Origin of the sequence: Solidesulfovibrio aerotolerans (assembly GCF_009856865.1) — a bacterium.
GTDB classification, from domain to species: Bacteria; Desulfobacterota; Desulfovibrionia; order Desulfovibrionales; family Desulfovibrionaceae; genus Solidesulfovibrio; species Solidesulfovibrio aerotolerans.
Genome location: NZ_WVUD01000006.1, coordinates 64,441 through 81,040, shown reverse-complemented (window position 1 = coordinate 81,040; position 16,600 = coordinate 64,441). Strand labels below are relative to the sequence as shown.

Here is a 16,600-nt window from a genome sequence, read left to right as displayed (position 1 = left end):
CTAAGGCTCCCTTGCTCTTGGACAAAGACGCGTGTAAGCAAGGCGGGAAATGAACGCGGTACGGCCCAGACGGGTTTCGGTGATCGGAGCCGGTCGGTGCGACGAGGCCGTTTACGAGACGGCCCGCCTGCTTGGCGGCTTGTTGGCCCAGTGCGGTTTTGAAATCGTATGCGGCGGGCTGGGCGGCGTCATGACAGCCGTTTGCCAGGGTGCCAGGGAAGCCGGCGGACGTACCATCGGCATTCTGCCCGGCGACGATCCGGCCGAGGCCAACCCGTTTGTGGATATAGCCGTCGTCACCGGCCTTGGCATTGCCCGAAACGTGTTGGTGGTCAAAAACGGTGATGTGGTTGTGGCCGTTTCCGGCGGTGCCGGGACGCTTTCGGAGATCGGGATTGCGCTGAAAATCGGCCGGCCGGTCGTGGCTCTGGAACATTTCGACGCCATCGACGGCGTCATTGCCGCCAAGACACCGCAGCAGGCCATTTTCCTGTTGCAAACGCTTGTGCCTGACACGAATTGTGCGGAGTCGTATTGATGGAAGTTTTGTGGGCGCCATGGCGCATGGACTATATTCTCGGACCCAAGCCCGACGCCTGCGTGTTCTGCCTGCCCGAAACGCATGACGAGGACCGGCAGCGGCTGGTGCTGGCCCGGGGCCGCCACAGCTTCGTGATCATGAACAAATTTCCCTACAACTCCGGCCATCTCATGGTGACGCCGTTGCGTCACGCCAGTTGCCTCACCCAGCTCACGCCGGAAGAAAACCTTGAACTGACCCGGGGACTGACCTATTGCACCCGGGTTATAAACGAGTGCCTGCGGCCCCAGGGCATCAATATCGGCCTGAACCTGGGCGAAGCCGCCGGTTCCGGCATCGCCGCCCACCTGCACTATCAGATGGTGCCCCGGTGGAACGGCGATTCTTCGTTTATGGCTGTTTTTGGCGAAACGCGGGTCATGCCGGAATTGCTTGTTTCCACCTATGATCGGCTCGAACCGTTTTTTTCAGAATACCTCGCAACCGTCACGTCGTGACAAGGAGGCCTCGATGCGCGTGATCAAAGTGCTCTTCCTGCTGGCATTCTTCTTCGTCTGCATGCTCTTTTTCGTGCAGAACACCGCCATCCTGGAGACCCCGCTGCAGCTCAAACTCGGCGCTTTCGGCTATCAGGTCCAGTCCCCCGGTGTTCCTTTCTACGTCGTGCTGCTCATGAGCTTCGTGGCTGGCGGCCTGTTTTGCACCCTGTACTTTTTGGCCGAAAAAGTGCGTCTGGCCGCTGGCATGCGCAGCCTGCAAAACAAAGTCAACGCCCTGGAAAAGCAGATGGCCCAGCACAAAAAATCCACCGTTGCCACGCCCCCGAGCTACGTAGTCGCCGCTCCCACGGCGTCCGTCATGCCTGCTGCGGCCGATTCCACTGCGCCGGCCCAAAAGGCCGAAGCCTAAGTCGGCACGATCTTGCCTGCCGTGGGGGATTTCAAGATGACCCCCATGCTGGAGCAGTATTTGCGCGCCAAGTCCGAGCATCCGGACGCGCTGCTGTTTTACCGCATGGGGGATTTCTATGAGCTGTTCTTCGAGGACGCCCAAACGGCGGCCCGGGAACTGCAAATCACCCTGACCACGCGCAATCCCGGGGCCGAGTCCCCCATCCCCATGTGCGGCGTGCCCCACCACGCCGCCGAGGGCTATCTGACCGAACTGCTGGCCCGGGGCTACACCGTGGCCGTGTGCGACCAGATCGAAGACCCCAAGCAGGCCAAGGGGCTGGTCAAACGCGCCGTCACCCGCGTGCTCACCCCGGGCACGGCCGTCGAAGACGGCAATTTGCGGGCCAAGGAACACAATTTCCTGGCCGCCCTCTACTACGACCCCGACGAACGGGCCGGCGGACTGGCCTGGGTCGATTGCTCCACCGGCGAATGGTCGGGGCTTTATTCCCGCGACGCCGCCCGGCTGTGGCAGTGGACGGCCAAAATCGGTCCCCGGGAGCTGCTGTTGCCTGAGGGGCTGACGCCGCCGCGCGAAACACCCCTTTCCGGCATCCAGATCACCCGCACGCCGCTGCGCCCCCATTTCGATTTCGCCGCCGGTCGCGACAAGGTACTCTCGGCCCAGTCCGTGGCTGATCTGGCGGCGCTGGACTGCAACGACAAGCCCCAGCTTGTGCGGGCCATGGGAGCCCTTCTCACCTATCTCACCGCCACCTACATGCGCGACCTGGGCCATCTGGCCCCGTTTAAGCCGGTCAATCTCGGCCGGCACATGCTCTTGGACGAGGTCACCGAGCGCAATCTGGAAATCTTTCGCCGCTTGGACGGCCGCAAGGGCCAGGGCACCTTGTGGCATGTCCTGGACCGCACCCAGACTCCCATGGGCGGGCGGCTGCTGGAGACCATGCTGCGCCAGCCCTGGCTCGATCTGGCCCCCATTGAGGACACCCAGGCCGTGGTGGCCTTTCTGGTCGAGGACGAGGGCCTTCGCCGGCACAGCCGCGAAGCCCTGGCCGGGGTCTATGACCTGGAGCGCCTGATTACCCGCATTTTTCTCGGCCGGGCCGTACCGCGCGATTTTACGGCCCTGCGCCAGTCTTTGGGAGCGCTGCCCCGGCTGCGGGGGCTTTTGGACACTGCCGCCGCCGCTGCACCCAAGGCCGCTGCCGAACTGCTCTCGGGCTGGGACGATCTTGACGACGTGTGCGAGCTGCTCGCTCGCGCCCTGGTCGATTCCCCGCCGGTCGTCGTTACCGAGGGCGGGCTTTTCCGCCAGGGCTATCATCCCGAACTGGATGAACTGCTCGATCTGGCTGAACACGGCGAACAAAAGCTCCAGGAACTGCTTGCCCGGGAACAGGAAGCCGGCAATCTGCCCAAGCTCAAGCTCGGCTACAACCGGGTTTTCGGCTACTATTTCGAGCTGACCAAATCCGCCGGCTACCCCCCGGCCCATTTCGAGCGCCGCCAGACCCTGGCCAACTGCGAACGCTATGTCACCCCGGACTTAAAAACCCTGGAAGAAAAGATCCTGGCCTCGGGCGAGACGCGCAAAACGCTGGAATACAACCTCTTCCGCGAGCTTCGCGACCATATCGCCAGCCTTCGCGAGCGCGTCATGGACACCGCCGCCCGGGTGGCCCGCCTCGATGTCTGGCAGGGACTGGCCGAGGCCGCCGTCATCGGCGACTGGACCCGGCCCGAGCTGCATACCGGGCAGGCCATCACCATCCGGGCCGGCCGCCATCCGGTGGTCGAGGCCGTGCAGGGGGTGGGCAACTACATCCCCAACGACGTCAGCCTGGACGAGACGGCCAAGGTGCTGCTGATAACCGGCCCCAACATGGCCGGTAAATCGACGGTGCTGCGCCAGACTGCCATTATCGCCATTCTGGCCCAGATCGGCTCCTTCGTGCCAGCGGCCAAGGCCAGCCTGGGGCTGGTGGACCGGGTCTTTTGCCGGGTGGGGGCCTCGGATAATCTGGCCCAGGGCCAGTCCACCTTTATGGTGGAGATGATGGAAACGGCCCGCATCCTGCGCCAAGCCGGCAAACGCAGTCTGGTCATTTTGGACGAAATCGGGCGCGGCACGGCCACGTTTGACGGTCTGGCCCTGGCCTGGGCCGTGGTGGAGGAACTGTGCGGCCGCGACGACGGCCACGGCGTGCGCACGCTGTTTGCCACCCACTACCACGAGCTGACCGCCCTGGAAGGCCGTTTGCCGGGCCTGCGCAATTTTCATATCGCGGTCAAGGAATGGAAGGGCGACATTATTTTCCTGCGCCGCCTGCTGCCCGGGCCGGCGGATCGCAGCTATGGCGTGGAAGTGGCCAAACTGGCCGGCGTGCCGCGAAACGTGGTCAAGCGGGCCAGGGAGCTTTTGGAAGAACTGGAGCGCAGCCGCGATCCCGGCCAGGGCGGCCGGGCCTCCCGTGAGCGCGGCCAGCCGAGCCTGCCGGGCCTTATTGCCGTGTCACGCGATGCGGGCGACGCTACCGGACAGGTGCCCGCTCCCCTGCCCAACGCCGCAACCGTGCTTCTTGACGAATTGTCCCGCCTCGAACTAGATCGGATGACGCCCCTTGAGGCCCTGACCCTGCTTTGCGACTGGAAAGGCCGCTACGGCGGCAATGCCTGCTAAGGAGATTTTCATTATGCATCATTTCGAGTACCGGGGCGGCGAGCTTTACGCCGAGGACGTGCCTGTTTCGACGCTGGTCGCGGCCTACGGCACCCCGCTCTACGTCTACAGCGCCGCCACCCTGCGCCGCCATTTCACCGCCTTTGATTCGGCCTTTAACGGTCTGCCCCATCTTACCTGCTATTCCGTCAAGGCCAATTCCAACCTGTCGGTGCTTAAAACCCTGGCTGCCCAGGGCGCAGGCATGGATATTGTCTCCGGCGGCGAACTCTACCGGGCCTTGGCCGCCGGCGTTGATCCGGCCAAGATCGTCTATTCGGGCGTGGGCAAGCGCGCCGTTGAGATCGAAGCGGCCCTGACCGCCGGCATCCTCATGTTTAACGTCGAATCCACCGGCGAGCTCGACCGCTTAAGCGCCATTGCCACGCGGCTGGGCAAGACGGCCAAGGTGAGCATTCGCATAAATCCTGACGTTGACCCCAAGACCCATCCGTATATTTCCACGGGGCTTAAAAAGAACAAGTTCGGCCTGGATATCGAGCACTCCCTGGCCGCCTATGCCAAGGCCCAGGAACTGCCGGGCGTGACCCCGGTCGGCATCGACTGCCACATCGGCTCCCAGCTCACCTCCATTGCCCCCTTCCTCGAAGCCCTGGACAAGATCCTGACCTTCCGGGAAAAGCTGACGGCCATGGGTATCGAGACCACCTATCTCGATCTGGGCGGCGGTCTCGGCATCCAGTACAACGAGGAAGAGCCGCCCCATCCCCGCGAGTTCGGCCAGGCCCTGACCAAGGCCCTGGGCACTCTGCCGCTCACGCTTATTCTCGAACCCGGCCGGGTTATCGTTGGCAACGCCGGCATCCTGGTCACCGAGGCGATCTACACCAAAAAGACCCCGAGCAAGGATTTCATCATCGTGGACGCGGGCATGAACGACCTGATCCGGCCCTCGCTCTATGATTCCTACCACGCCATCCGCGAAGTGCGCCCGGCCGGGCGGCCCGCAATCAACGTGGACGTGGTCGGCCCCATCTGCGAATCCGGCGACTTTCTGGCCCGCGATCGCGACCTCCCGGCCGTGGCCCCGGGCGAACTGCTGGCCGTTTTTTCGGCCGGAGCCTACGGCTTCACCATGGCGTCGAACTACAACTCCCGGCCCCGGGCGGCCGAGATTTTAGTGGACGGCGAAACGGTGACCGTGGCCCGTCGCCGCGAAACCTACGACGACCTCATCGCCCTGGAACGCTGACCCCCCGATTGCGCCGTTGCGGCGACCAGGCAAAGCGCCTGGTCGCCGCAAGCACGGTCTGCAAAACCAACACGGCGCTGCCCTTTCGCTTGGCGATACTATCGGTCTGTTTTGCGTATGCGGCAGGCGCACCAAAAGCCCTGCGGAGGTCCAGTCAGCGTGAACGCCGCCCTTCCCGTCCTTCTCGCCATGCAAATTGTCTTTTGCGGCGACAGCATTACCAAGGGATGGGAAACGTACAATCTTTTTGAACAGCCGCAAAAGGTGTTTATCAGCGGCGTGGAGTCCTCCACCAGCGCCGATCTGCTCAAGCGCATCGAGCCTATCGCCCAGAATAAACCCAACAAGCTCTTTTTAATGATCGGCATCAACGAGATAACCGCCCCGGACCGCATCCTGGACAATTACGAAAAGATCATCACCAAGATTCAAAACATCTCGCCCTACACGCACATTTACGTGCAAAGCATCCTGCCCACCCGCAGCCAGTCCATCGACAATGCCGCCATCGTTGCCATCAACCGCCGGCTGAGGACGCTGTGCGACCGCAAAAACGCTTTTGTGCGCTACCTCGACCTCTACGACGCCTTCCTGGCTGACGACGGCAAGCTTGGCCCCAATTTCACCGAAGACGGCCTCCACCTGACCAAAAACGCCTATTCGCTCTGGAAAAAACTCATCACCAACCAGATGTGACGCGTTGTGCCCAGGGTTCTGGCGCAGCATATAACGCTCTATAAAAGCCCACCATTAACTAGAGGTGCCCCCGGGAGCAGCCATGGGCCAGGCGTCTTGCTTCCATGCGCCCGCCCGCCACAATCCGGCGACACAGCCTGTCCGTCTTGGGACTGCGGTCGTTTTTTCGCCCGGACGTCATGACAACGTCTTGTGAACGCGTTATGGTTTCGCCCGATCCCGTTTGGATCACATGCACCAAAGGAGCAAGCCATGGGCGAAAAATCCGACCTGTTTCATTGCGATGAAAAGTTGATGACCTACGACGCCGCGGTGGTGTTGGAAAAAATCGTGGACGGCCTTAAGCAGCGCAAACTCTCCGGCACAGGCGAAGACGGCCCGATTTGTGTCGAACTCCCGCTGGTGGCCAAGCTGGAAATCAGCTTCAAGGAAAAAGCCAAGTCCGGCAAAAGCAAGAAAAAACTCTCCATCGAAATTGCCTGGAAAGAAGAAGACGCCGTAAGCCTGGACAGCTGACCTGTTCCAGGACTCACCGGCACCACGCTTTTGGCGCGCGGACCACTGCAAAGCGGCCGCGCGCCTTTTGCTTGGCTGCCTGCGACGTTGGGGGCCTGCACCAACAGGTAGCCTGCAATCGTTACGCCACAGCCGGGTGATCAACAAAAAGCCGCTTGCGGGGAAGCGTGACGGTGAAACGACTGCCCTGGCCAAGGGTCGATTCTGCCCAGATCCGGCCGCCGTAATGCTCGATGATGGTGCGGCAGATGCTCAGTCCCAGGCCGGTGCCGCCGGAGCTGATTTCCCCGCCTCCGGCCACAACCTGGGTGAAATTGTCAAATATCCTCTCCAGATCCCCGGCAGCGATGCCGCGCCCCGTATCCGCAACCTGCATGCTCCAATCGCCTGCGGCATCGGGTCCAATGGACAATCGGACCTGCCCGTGCTCGGTGAATTTACGGGCATTGGCCAACAAATTGATACACACCTGCAGCATCCGGTCGCCATCGGCAAAAAGTTTGGGCGTTTGGGGATTGACCGTGATGCTGAGCGGCACTGTGGCGTCGGCAAAAAGGGTCGCCGTGGCGCGTTTAGCCCGCGCGGCCAATTCCCGGGCGTCTATGGCGCTGTCGCGCCATTCCATCTTGCCGGATTCAATTTTGGATAAATCCAGGAAATCGTTAATCAACTCGGTCAGTCGCAGATTTTCTTCGTTAATGATGTGCAGATTATTGCGGATGCGCCGTATCCGGGGGTTGGTGCCCAGGCCAGAGAGGCTGGAGGTTTGAACCAGCCGGTCCAGATCGCGCTCGATTAAAGTGGTAAAGCCCCGAATGGAGGTGAGCGGCGTGCGCAGTTCGTGGGACACCGAGGACAGGATGGCGGATTTGATCTGATCGAGTTCCCGCAGACGCGCGTTGGCGGTTTCGAGTTCCAGGGTCTTGGCCTTGGCTTCCTCGGTGCGGGCGGTCACGAGTCCTTCCAGGTTCTGCGAAAGCGTGGCCAGTTCCTGCTCGGCCTGCTTGGCAGCCGTGTTGTCCACCAGCGACACGACCGCAGCCGCGCTGCTCTCAAGACCGGCAACCGTCAAAAGGACAGAGCGGGTTGCGCCGTCGCCGCGCACAAGCAATGTCGCAACGACCGTGGAATCGCCCTGGCCTCCTGGCGGCAGGCCGCCGGGAAAAAGCGCGGCCATTTCCGGACAAAACGCCGTCCAGCGGCGAAGCCCCTCCAGTTCCTCCCGGGGCAGGCCGACCAACCGGGCATAGGCCGGATTGGCGAGCTGGATCATGCCGTCCGGATCGACCAGGACGATGGCCGAGCCGATGCCCAGAAACAGCGAGCGATAGCGATTTTCCGAGGCGGCCAGCAAGCGCTTGGCCGCTTCCAGCCGGTCAAGCATTGCGTTGAGATCCAGGGCCAGGCTGGACAACTCGTCAGCACCGGGCAGATGGAGCCGCAGCGTCGCCTCGCCCTTGGCAACACGGCCCGACAAGACGCTTATGCTGTGCAGGCGGTGCAGGATACGGCGCTCTAAAAAGGCCTGCAACACCAGGAATAAAATGACGCCGGCCAGGGCAAACAGTCCCAGACTGGAATGGATCAGCCCCAGGCCCTGGTGAAAAAAATACCGGTCGGTGGCCACGGCCAGCCAGAAGGCGGGCTGGGCAAAAACGTCGCGCACCAGCCCCAGTCCGGTGCGGGTCTGGGCGTCCTCGGCAGCAGGCAGGACCACCACGTCTGGTGCCGTGGCCGGATCGGGCAGACCAGGGGCATCCAGGGGAAGCAGGCGCATATCGAGCACCGTGGCAGCTGCCAGATCCCCGACAGTTTTGGGGTCCAGCCAGCTTCCCATGAGCAAGGTTCCCCGCGCCGGCCCCGTATGCTCGCTGGTCAGGACGGGATAGGCGGCCACGAGCATGGGCCGCCCCCCAACCAGGGCCACACCGCTGCGCCCTTCCGACGTGGCCGCCCCGGCCAACAAACCGGCGTGCGGCGCTACAAGGGTCAGGACTTCCGGCGGGACAGCGGCAAAATCCTGGGTTGCAGCATCGTAATACCGGCCGGCGACCAGCCGGCCGGACAAATCAAACAGGCCGATGACCGCCATGTGTTGCTTGGCAAAGGTTTCCTTGTTCAGGTTGGAATCGAGAAACTCCTGGCCGCCTTCGGCCATAAATTTGTAAGCCTCGTCCCAGGTGGCCCAGTCCGTGGCCAGTAGTCCGATGCGGTTGCTGCTGGTGTCCAAGGCATTGTGGGCGCGTTTGACGTCATCGGCGACCAGCTTGCGTTCCATTTCAACAAAATTGGAAAGAGTAAAGAACCTGGAGACAAGATAAAGACCAACCAGCGTAGCCGCAATGGTTACACTCATGAGACGAAAGGTGAAATAGCGCAAACCCATGCCGACTCCATGACAACCAAACCGACAACGTTGCTTGGCCAAACGGAAAACAATTCCGCACGCTACGTTGCCGGTTTGAGCAATTCCTGACAAAGCAGCCTAGCATGGAAAATGACGGTACAGCAATCCAAACAAATGCCAAACAAACGCCCTGCCCACCTTGACCTTTACGGCTGGCGGACAGGGCGAAGATGAGGCCCCGGAACGTGTGCCTACAGCCCGGGACGCGGCGACAGGATAGCGGGCGAGACGTCGCGCACCGACGCCGTGCCGGTGAGCACCATGGCCGCGGCCAATTGGGCCTGCAACTGTTGCAGCAAAAAGGCCACGCCTTCGGCCCCGCCGCCAAAAGCGCCCACCACCAGCGGCCGGCCGACCAGTACGGCGTCGGCCCCAAGCGCCAGATATTTGAGCACATCCGCCCCGGACCGCACGCCGCCATCGACCAGGATCACGCCCTTGCCCGCAACCGCCCTGGCAATGGCCGGCAGCACCGCAGCCGCGCCCGGGGTATGATCCAGCACCCGGCCGCCGTGGTTGGAGACCACAATGGCGGCGGCACCGGCGTCAAAGGCGATAACCGCCTCGTCCGGGGTCATGATGCCTTTGACGATAAAGGGCAGGGTCGTGGCCTGGACGCAGGCGGCCAGTTCGGCGGGCGTTTTGGGCGACACCGGCTGGCCTTTGAGCGCCATAACGGCCAGACCGGCTCCGTCCACGTCCATGCCAACGGCGGCGGCCCCGCTGGTTTCGGCCCGTTTGAGCAGCGCCAGCACGGCTTCCTGGCCACGGGGCTTTATAAAAGGGATACCATGTCCGTTTTGGGCGGCAATGGCGGCCAGACCGCTGTCGAACATGGCCGGATCGGCCCCGTCGCCACAGCATCCCAGCGTCCCGGCCGCGGTCGCGCCGTCGATGATGCGGCCGATAAAGTCCCTTTCCGTCAGTCGGCCGCCCATGTTGTAGGCAACGCCGGTCATGGGCGCGGCCAAGATGGGCATGGTCAAGGGACGCCCGAAAAGCGTCAGGCTGGTGTCAGCACTTTTTACGTCGTGCAGGGTGCGCATGTTGAGGTGATACGCCCCAAGCGCCGCCAGATTGACCCCAAAAGCCGAGCCGGTGCCCATGCCGCCCATGCCCGGAGCTTCGCCGGCGCAGGCCCGGCCGTCGCACACCGGGCACACCCGGCAATAGCCTTTCAGTTCTTCCTTGGCGATTTTACGAAGCGTCGCAAGATCCATCACAACCTCCCGGAATACGTCGCTCGATACGGTTTGCAGACGATAGGCAGTGCCCTGCCTTGGCCCTCCTACCCCCGAGGGACGGCAACGGCAAGTTGCGACCCCAAAAGCACACCTGGCAAGCCTTGGCCGTGACCTTTTTTCCATCTTTTTTTTCACGTGACTTGGCGATTGCCCCCATGGTAAGCGCCTGCTTCGAATGCCGGCGCTTCTGCCGCCGTCTTTAACGCCAGAAATGAGGAGCCTATGCGATCAATTATCGCCTGGTTTGCCTTGACACTTATTGCCTTGGTCAGCGCCTGTTCCGGTGGGGATAAGGATGCCTTCCGCACTGTCGATCACGACAAAAACGGCAACGTGTCCTACGAGGAACTGCTGTTTGTCTTTCCAGAGGTGACACCAGACCTGTTCGCCCGCCTGGATCTCGATGCCGACGGCATCCTGTCCGAAACGGAATACGCGGCCTTTTTGCAGAGCCAGGACAAGACCGCTGCCGCGACAGCCAAGCCGACTGTCCCGGACGCGGCCCAGGCTCCTGTGCGCCCAAGCGACGGCAAGCAGATCGCTGTGCCGTTTAAGGGCGAGGAAGTCCTTGAGATTCCGGCACCTGCCATGGAGCCGGTTGTTAAGACAAAGGCCGAAAAAGGCAAAAAGGACAAAGACACAAAAGACGCCAAGGGCAAGGCAGAGAACGGGAAAAAAGCCGAAGGCACCACCCACACCGTGCAGCGCGGCGACAATCTCTCAAAGATCGCCCACAAATACGGCGTTACGGTGGAAGACATCACCAAAGCCAACGGCGATATGCACCCCGACACCCTGCGCGACGGCCAGGTGCTCAACATCCCGGCCCGCCCCTAGCGTGGCAACCGGCACACGGAAGGATTCGGCATGAGACTGTTTGTCTCTTTGACGGTAGCTGCGGTTCTTGTTCTGGCCGCCACAGCGGCACAGGCCCTCACCCAGGAGGAAATCCTTAAGCGCCGCCTGGAAAAAATGAGTTCCGTCGATTCCCAACTGCGCACCGAAGACCAGCAGCGCCAGGACCAGATACGGGAAGCGACCGCCAACGTGGGTTCCGGGCCATCCAAACAGGCCGACGAGCCCCTCGTTATGCCCTCCCCCGTGCGCCAGCCCCATCCCGAGCCCAAAGGCGGGCTTTTTGACCAAAAGGCCCCCACCGGTCCCAAGGCGAGCACCCCGGCCACAGCCGGGACGCCGCCAAACAGTGCGCCACCGGTCATGCCGCCGGTGGCCAAACAGCCCGAGCCCCAGCCGGCCGAGTCGCCCGCAGCGCAATCGACACCCCAGCCCGTCATGCAGACCGCGCCCCAGCCGGTCGCCGCCTCCCCCATGGCCCCGCCGCCGGGGGCTGGCAAAACCGGCGCACGTGATCCCAACACCGCCACGTCGCTGGCCGCCATGGCCGCCAAGGCCCAGGCTGCCGGCGACAACCAGACGGCCCTGACCATGCTTGACGAAGCCATTGCCGCTGATCCCGGCGACCCGGATCTGCGCAACAATCGGGGCAATATTTTAAGTAACCTTGGCAAACCCAAAGAAGCCCTGGGCGATTACGACCGGGCCATTGCCGCCAAGACCTCGGACCCGGCTTTTTTCACCAACCGGGGTCTGGCCCATGAGCGCCTTGGTAACCGGGAGCGGGCTTGCGCCGACTATAAAAAAGCCTGTGATCTCGGCGAATGTGATTTCTTCAAAAGCTATAAGGCCGAAGGCAACTGCCGTTAGTGCGGCGTTTTGATGCTCAAAACCATAGCATCAGCCGAAGGCGACACGAATACGGCAAAAAATGCCCCGGCTTGGTTCCGGTTGCGGCCAAAGGCCGCAAACGCTTAGATTGGATTGATTCTTGCTAGATCACAGACAGCCTTCCTGCGACCAGCGTCATGGTCTGAGGCGCTTGCGCCCAATGACCAGAGGAGGTGCGATCTGCCTGCCAGCGTGCTTATTGTCTGCCCGGATTCCATGGAACTGGCCTTTTTAACCGGGGCTTTGTCGGGGCATTTTTCGGTGCTTGCCGCCCGCAACGCCGACGAAGCCGCGCGCCTTGTCGAACGCTTCGGCCCCTGTCGGCTGGTCTATCTGGCCCTGGCTGACGACTGTGAAGCGGCCATCCGGCTCACCCGCGACGTAAACGGCGGCAAAGCGCCCATCTATGCCCTGGTGCATGCGCCCTGCCCGCCAGTCGTGGACCGGGCAGCGCACTGCGGCCACCTGGACGGGGTTTGCCTCCTGCCCATGGCCCCGGCCGCCTTGCGGGCCAGAACCCGCGAAGCCCTGGGACTGCGCCACGCCAGCCCGGCCACCGGCTCTGCCGGCTCGCACAAGGAACGTTCCCACAGCGCCATCCTCACCCGGGAAGAAGTCGACTATCTCCTCGGCCGTTCCCTGCCTGCCGCCTCCCTGGCCTGCCGCTCCTCCAGTTAGACCGCCCCCCCGCTCCCGAGCCAGAACCGCACCACATCCTGCGGCTCTTCCCGCTCGCGCAGCACCGAAAAACGACCCTGGCCAAAGCCCAGCACCCGAGGCATCTGCCGGCTGTTGTAGCGCGACCACATGGACAGCGTATAGGCCCCCACATCTTCGATTACCACGATGTCCCCGGGGGCAATGGCCGGGAGTCGCGCCTGGCGAACAGGGAAATCCCCGGAAAAGCATAGCGGCCCGGCCAGATGCCACAGGCCCGGCCGTCCCTGCTTGGCCTGTCCCCCACTATCGAGGAGCCGGGTGCGGTGGGGCCAGGCCTTGGGATTGTAGCACTCGCGCACAAACAGATCGGCCCCGAGATGCACAACAGCCGTGCGGTGGCCGGGCTGGCGCTTGACGTATTCCACCCGGCTGGCGGCAACGGCACAGGGCGCAGCCAGCATCCGGCCAAATTCCGTCACCAGGGCCAAGGGGCCATCCAGCAAACCGGGGCAACGCACCGCCAGCGCCGTCGCATAGTCGGCCGGCGTCGGCGGGGTGTCGCCGTCGCGGTAGGCGGCCGGCAGTCCGCCGCCCAGATCAAAGACCGCCAGCCTGTCAGGCCCCTGCTCCTGTTCGATCTCCCGCGCCAGATCAAAAACTGTCCCGGCCCCGGCCACGAGCAGTTCCAGGGGACAGCCCTGGGAACCGACATGGACATGCAGGCCGCCAAGCCAGGGATAGCGGGCAAAGGCGTCACGAATGTCGTCTCGCGCGCTCATCGGCACGCCGAACTTGGAATAGCGCCCGGCCACGCTGGTGGCCTTGATGCGGCCAAGGCCGGCCTGGGGATTGATCCGCAGCCCGACCCGGGGAACAACGCCCAGGCCGGTGGCCAGGGCATCGATGCGGGCCAGTTCGTCCAGGTTGTCGGCGTTTATAAAAAGTCCCAGCTTAAGGGCCAGACGCAATTCCTCCCCGGTCTTGGCCGGGGAATCGAACACGATGCGCGACGGATCAAAACCGGCCGCCAGGGCCAGATGGATTTCCGGCAGCGAGGCCGCCTCCGCCCCGGCCCCAAGACCGGCCAGCAATTGGAGGATGGGCGGCAACGGGCAGGCCTTGACCGCAAACGCATGTCTGGTCCGGCTCGGAAAAGCAGCGGCCAGGGCGGCAAAATTGGCGGCGAGCCGGTCGAGATCATAGAGGATCACCGCCGTATCCTGGTCTCGAAACAGACCTTGCGCCAGAGCCTTGCGCACAAGCTCCATCACTTGCCTCCTTGCCTCAACGCAGAAGCCACACGCCGGAAACAACCAGGGTGGCCACGGTCACGGGCACGGCCACCCGGGCATGCTGGCGAAAACCCAGGGTCACACCCAACAGCGCAGCCTGATCGGCCACGATCAGGTTGGCGATGCTGCCGGGCAGGAGCAAATTGCCGGCCAGGGTGCTGGACAGGGCCAGCACGGTGGCGGATTGGGGATCGCTGTGGCCGGGCAGGAGCAGCATGACGGCCGGCACGTTGGAAACGATGTTGGAGAGCACGGCCGTCAGGCCAAACAACACGGCCGGCCGGCCAAGATCAAAACCCAGGCTGGCGACGCCCCGGTACAGGTCGTCAAGCAATCCCACTGCCGCCACTTCCCGGTTGACCACAAATAGCCCGAGAAAGAGCAACAGCAACTGCCAGTCCACCAGGGCCAGGGTGTCGCGCGAAGCCATACGACGGGAGAGGAGCAGGACGGCGGCGCAGCCCAGGGCCACGTTTTCCCGGGGCAGCCCGCCCCAGACAAAGACCACCATGCAGCAGGCCAGGGCAAAAAGCCCCTTGCCCGTCTGCCAGACGCAATAGTCCGGCCCAGGCACGGCCAAGCGGATGGTCGGACCGGCAAAGCGGCCCCGAAAGCCCCACACCGTGCCGGCATAGGCGATAACCAGGCTGGCCGCCACGCAGGGCCACACGTCGAGCATGTAGCCGCCAAAGGACAGCCGGGCCACCTGCCCGATCAGCATGTTCTGGGGATTGCCAATAAGTGTGGCGGCCGAGCCGATGTTGGCCGCCAGGGCCAGACCGAGGCAATAGGGCACGGGGTTGAGTCCCCGGGCCAGGGTGGCCTCGACGAGGATGGGGGTCATGGCCAGACAGACGATGTCGTTGGCGAGGATGGCCGAAAGGACGGCGGAAGCGGCCATGATGCGGGCCAGCAAGGCCGCTGGCGTGGCAGCGGCGGCAATAAGCGCGCGGCTGACCGCCGTATAAAAGCCGCCCAGGCGCAACTGGGCCGATATGACCATAAGCCCGAACAGCAAAGCCAAGGTGGGCACATCGGCAGCGGCCCAGGCCTGGGTGACGTCCATGGTGCCCGTGGCCACCAGGACCAGGGCTCCCAGGACGGCAGCACCGGTGCGGTCCAGGGCCAAGCCAGGCAACCGGCCCAGTATCATGGCGGCATAGACCACGAGAAAGGTGACAAGGACGATGGAACGCACGGCCTAGGGCCTATCAGGTTGGCCGGAAAAGTCCACGGCTGCGTTGCCGGGCTTTATGCTGGCTGGCCCCCTCAGTCAGCGGCCGGACCACAAAAAACAGCGCAGAGACTGGTTGCCGCCGCGCTGTTTTGTGGTAGTCTGCGCCCATGAAAGACATCTTTATCTTCGGCGGCATCCTGGTCGCCTGGTTCCTGGTGGTTCGCTTTATCTTTCCCAAACTCGGCATCCGGGGCTGAGGCGTCGATTCGGGGTGCGGTCCGCATCCCAGAAAGTCGCCACCGCCCGCCAGCAAGACCGGCAGCGACGAGACACCTAAAAACTGATCTTAAAGCCGACGTTGCCGCCCAGACTGTCCAGGCCCTTGTCGGAAAACGAACCCAGGTGCTGGTAGCGGCCGGCCGCCTTGAGGCTGACATTTTTGCCCAGCGCCACGGAGGCGCCCAGTTCGGTTTGGCCGATCCCGCTTTGCTCGGAACCGTTATACGGCAGAGCCTTGTCAGCAAACACCCCGCCGCCTCCGGCAGCGACCGAAAGCGTCCCTTTGGGTGTTCGCACGAAATTCCAGCGGGCCATGCCCGCAACGCCCACGGCGTTGTTGGTCGTTTCCGAGCTGGCCTGGCCAAGGGGCGTGGCCTTCTTGGTCGTCTGGTCCACGGCGTAGCCCAGGCCTTCGGCTTCAAGGGCCACGCCGTCGGCAACGTAATGCCCGGCAGCTCCGCCGTAGGTTCCAATCACCTTGACGTTTTTATTCGTGGTTCCGTAAACACCGCCCCGGGGTTCGACGTAGCTTGTCCCCTGGGTGTATTCCTGGGCAACCGCTGTTGCGGCCTGCAGCAGGACGGCGCAGGCGGCGATGGTACATAAGGCGCGTTTCATGACTGCGCTCCTTCCTGACCCGGCCAACATCCGGGCTTAATGCATCAGCGATTTGACGGACTGGGCCTTGGGGTCGGGTTTGAGCGACGGCAGCTTTTCCAGGATGACCGCCGTGCCGTAGCAGGAAAAATACCGGGAGCCGTCGGGGTGAAACGCCACGTTTTCCTGATAGCCGATGATGGCGTCGGCCCCGATATCCAGGGCGCTGGCCGTTAGGCCATAGAAGGCGCATTCCGAATCGAAGCCGCGTCCGCTGACCAGACCGAGCACCCGGCGAATCTTGCGGCATTCGATGCCGGGGGTGGTTACCACCGGAAACTTGCCGCTGAAAAAGAGTTCCTTGGCATTTTTCAGCCGTGCGCCCTTCTTGAGTTCTTCGTGGCGTTCCCGGATTCTCTTCTCGCCGCCGGAAAAAATGGAAAGCATGCCGTCCTCCTTGGTATCTCGGTTCTGCGGCATCCAGGCAGCCGCCTTCCAGTCAGGTCTGCGATTGCTCTAGCAAGGAGCTTGCCAACATTATTTTCCATTATATTACAGCATATTAGTTTCTTCAAACGCCGCATCTGTCAAACTTT

General features: G+C 62.9%; 16 protein-coding genes. 10 read left to right on the top strand and 6 right to left on the bottom strand.

The genetic code is table 11. The features are described 5' to 3' along the window. Positions 1 to 49 precede the first annotated feature (49 nt). The 7 genes from GTA51_RS05550 (at position 50) to GTA51_RS05520 (ending at position 6,602) form a co-directional block, all read left to right on the top strand. Entirely contained in the window at positions 50 to 538 is a 489-nt protein-coding gene (locus tag GTA51_RS05550) for a TIGR00725 family protein (RefSeq protein ID WP_160959373.1), read from the top strand. After that, entirely contained in the window at positions 538 to 1,038 is a 501-nt protein-coding gene (locus GTA51_RS05545; protein WP_160959372.1) for an HIT family protein, read from the top strand. The genes GTA51_RS05550 and GTA51_RS05545 overlap by 1 nt, the downstream gene beginning before the upstream one ends. Before the next feature lie 13 nt (positions 1,039 to 1,051). Next, on the top strand, positions 1,052 to 1,450 hold the full coding sequence (locus tag GTA51_RS05540; RefSeq protein ID WP_160959370.1) for a LapA family protein: 399 nt from the start codon (positions 1,052 to 1,054) through the stop codon (positions 1,448 to 1,450). 36 nt (positions 1,451 to 1,486) lie between these two features. Continuing rightward, a complete protein-coding gene (gene mutS / locus GTA51_RS05535; RefSeq protein WP_160959368.1) occupies positions 1,487 to 4,138 on the top strand; it encodes a DNA mismatch repair protein MutS in 2,652 nt (883 codons plus the stop codon). A gap of 13 nt (positions 4,139 to 4,151) precedes the next feature. Next, on the top strand, positions 4,152 to 5,390 hold the full coding sequence (gene lysA, locus GTA51_RS05530) for a diaminopimelate decarboxylase (protein WP_160959367.1): 1,239 nt from the start codon (positions 4,152 to 4,154) through the stop codon (positions 5,388 to 5,390). 159 nt (positions 5,391 to 5,549) lie between these two features. Next, a complete protein-coding gene (locus tag GTA51_RS05525) occupies positions 5,550 to 6,086 on the top strand; it encodes a GDSL-type esterase/lipase family protein (protein WP_160959365.1) in 537 nt (178 codons plus the stop codon). A 252-nt stretch (positions 6,087 to 6,338) separates the two neighbouring features. Next, positions 6,339 to 6,602 (top strand): amphi-Trp domain-containing protein, encoded by a 264-nt coding sequence (locus GTA51_RS05520; RefSeq protein ID WP_160959364.1) that lies wholly within the window; start codon positions 6,339 to 6,341, stop codon positions 6,600 to 6,602. Positions 6,603 to 6,723: 121 nt separating this feature from the next. Here GTA51_RS05520 and GTA51_RS05515 read toward each other — a convergent pair whose 3' ends face one another. Together GTA51_RS05515 and GTA51_RS05510 are read right to left on the bottom strand one after the other, a co-directional pair. Beyond that, positions 6,724 to 8,988 (bottom strand): sensor histidine kinase, encoded by a 2,265-nt coding sequence (locus GTA51_RS05515; protein WP_160959362.1) that lies wholly within the window; start codon positions 8,986 to 8,988, stop codon positions 6,724 to 6,726. 212 nt (positions 8,989 to 9,200) lie between these two features. Then, positions 9,201 to 10,229 (bottom strand): alpha-hydroxy-acid oxidizing protein, encoded by a 1,029-nt coding sequence (locus GTA51_RS05510; protein ID WP_160959360.1) that lies wholly within the window; start codon positions 10,227 to 10,229, stop codon positions 9,201 to 9,203. 246 nt (positions 10,230 to 10,475) lie between these two features. Between GTA51_RS05510 and GTA51_RS05505 the strand changes: the two genes are divergently transcribed. From GTA51_RS05505 to GTA51_RS05495, 3 genes are all read left to right on the top strand, one after another. After that, entirely contained in the window at positions 10,476 to 11,090 is a 615-nt protein-coding gene (locus GTA51_RS05505) for a LysM peptidoglycan-binding domain-containing protein (RefSeq protein WP_160959359.1), read from the top strand. Between the two features lie 30 nt (positions 11,091 to 11,120). Continuing rightward, the gene (locus GTA51_RS05500; protein ID WP_160959357.1) at positions 11,121 to 11,978 is read left to right on the top strand and encodes a tetratricopeptide repeat protein; all 858 of its coding nucleotides are present in this window, start codon (positions 11,121 to 11,123) and stop codon (positions 11,976 to 11,978) included. Positions 11,979 to 12,191: 213 nt separating this feature from the next. Beyond that, on the top strand, positions 12,192 to 12,677 hold the full coding sequence (locus GTA51_RS05495) for a hypothetical protein (RefSeq protein ID WP_160959355.1): 486 nt from the start codon (positions 12,192 to 12,194) through the stop codon (positions 12,675 to 12,677). Here GTA51_RS05495 and GTA51_RS05490 read toward each other — a convergent pair. The 4 genes from GTA51_RS05490 to GTA51_RS05475 form a co-directional block, all read right to left on the bottom strand. After that, positions 12,674 to 13,927, bottom strand: coding sequence for a type III PLP-dependent enzyme domain-containing protein (locus GTA51_RS05490; RefSeq protein WP_160959354.1), 1,254 nt, complete (start codon positions 13,925 to 13,927; stop codon positions 12,674 to 12,676). The genes GTA51_RS05495 and GTA51_RS05490 overlap by 4 nt on opposite strands. A 16-nt stretch (positions 13,928 to 13,943) precedes the next feature. Continuing rightward, positions 13,944 to 15,149 (bottom strand): SLC13 family permease, encoded by a 1,206-nt coding sequence (locus GTA51_RS05485; RefSeq protein ID WP_160959352.1) that lies wholly within the window; start codon positions 15,147 to 15,149, stop codon positions 13,944 to 13,946. Between the two features lie 312 nt (positions 15,150 to 15,461). Then, entirely contained in the window at positions 15,462 to 16,025 is a 564-nt protein-coding gene (locus tag GTA51_RS05480; RefSeq protein WP_160959351.1) for a hypothetical protein, read from the bottom strand. Positions 16,026 to 16,061: 36 nt separating this feature from the next. Continuing rightward, positions 16,062 to 16,451 (bottom strand): hypothetical protein, encoded by a 390-nt coding sequence (locus tag GTA51_RS05475; protein ID WP_160959349.1) that lies wholly within the window; start codon positions 16,449 to 16,451, stop codon positions 16,062 to 16,064. Positions 16,452 to 16,600: the final 149 nt, after the last annotated feature.

Excerpts from the sequence above, each read along its gene's own strand:
- GTA51_RS05520 (WP_160959364.1), top strand. The coding sequence starts at position 6,339 with ATGGGCGAAAAATCCGACCTGTTTCATTGCGATGAAAAGTTGATGACC.
- GTA51_RS05490 (WP_160959354.1), bottom strand. The coding sequence starts at position 13,927 with ATGGAGCTTGTGCGCAAGGCTCTGGCGCAAGGTCTGTTTCGAGACCAG.
- GTA51_RS05475 (WP_160959349.1), bottom strand. The coding sequence starts at position 16,451 with ATGCTTTCCATTTTTTCCGGCGGCGAGAAGAGAATCCGGGAACGCCAC.
- GTA51_RS05500 (WP_160959357.1), top strand. The coding sequence starts at position 11,121 with ATGAGACTGTTTGTCTCTTTGACGGTAGCTGCGGTTCTTGTTCTGGCC.
- mutS (WP_160959368.1), top strand. The coding sequence starts at position 1,487 with ATGACCCCCATGCTGGAGCAGTATTTGCGCGCCAAGTCCGAGCATCCG.
- GTA51_RS05505 (WP_160959359.1), top strand. The coding sequence starts at position 10,476 with ATGCGATCAATTATCGCCTGGTTTGCCTTGACACTTATTGCCTTGGTC.
- lysA (WP_160959367.1), top strand. The coding sequence starts at position 4,152 with ATGCATCATTTCGAGTACCGGGGCGGCGAGCTTTACGCCGAGGACGTG.
- GTA51_RS05540 (WP_160959370.1), top strand. The coding sequence starts at position 1,052 with ATGCGCGTGATCAAAGTGCTCTTCCTGCTGGCATTCTTCTTCGTCTGC.
- GTA51_RS05550 (WP_160959373.1), top strand. The coding sequence starts at position 50 with ATGAACGCGGTACGGCCCAGACGGGTTTCGGTGATCGGAGCCGGTCGG.
- GTA51_RS05545 (WP_160959372.1), top strand. The coding sequence starts at position 538 with ATGGAAGTTTTGTGGGCGCCATGGCGCATGGACTATATTCTCGGACCC.
- GTA51_RS05515 (WP_160959362.1), bottom strand. The coding sequence starts at position 8,988 with ATGGGTTTGCGCTATTTCACCTTTCGTCTCATGAGTGTAACCATTGCG.
- GTA51_RS05480 (WP_160959351.1), bottom strand. The coding sequence starts at position 16,025 with ATGAAACGCGCCTTATGTACCATCGCCGCCTGCGCCGTCCTGCTGCAG.
- GTA51_RS05510 (WP_160959360.1), bottom strand. The coding sequence starts at position 10,229 with ATGGATCTTGCGACGCTTCGTAAAATCGCCAAGGAAGAACTGAAAGGC.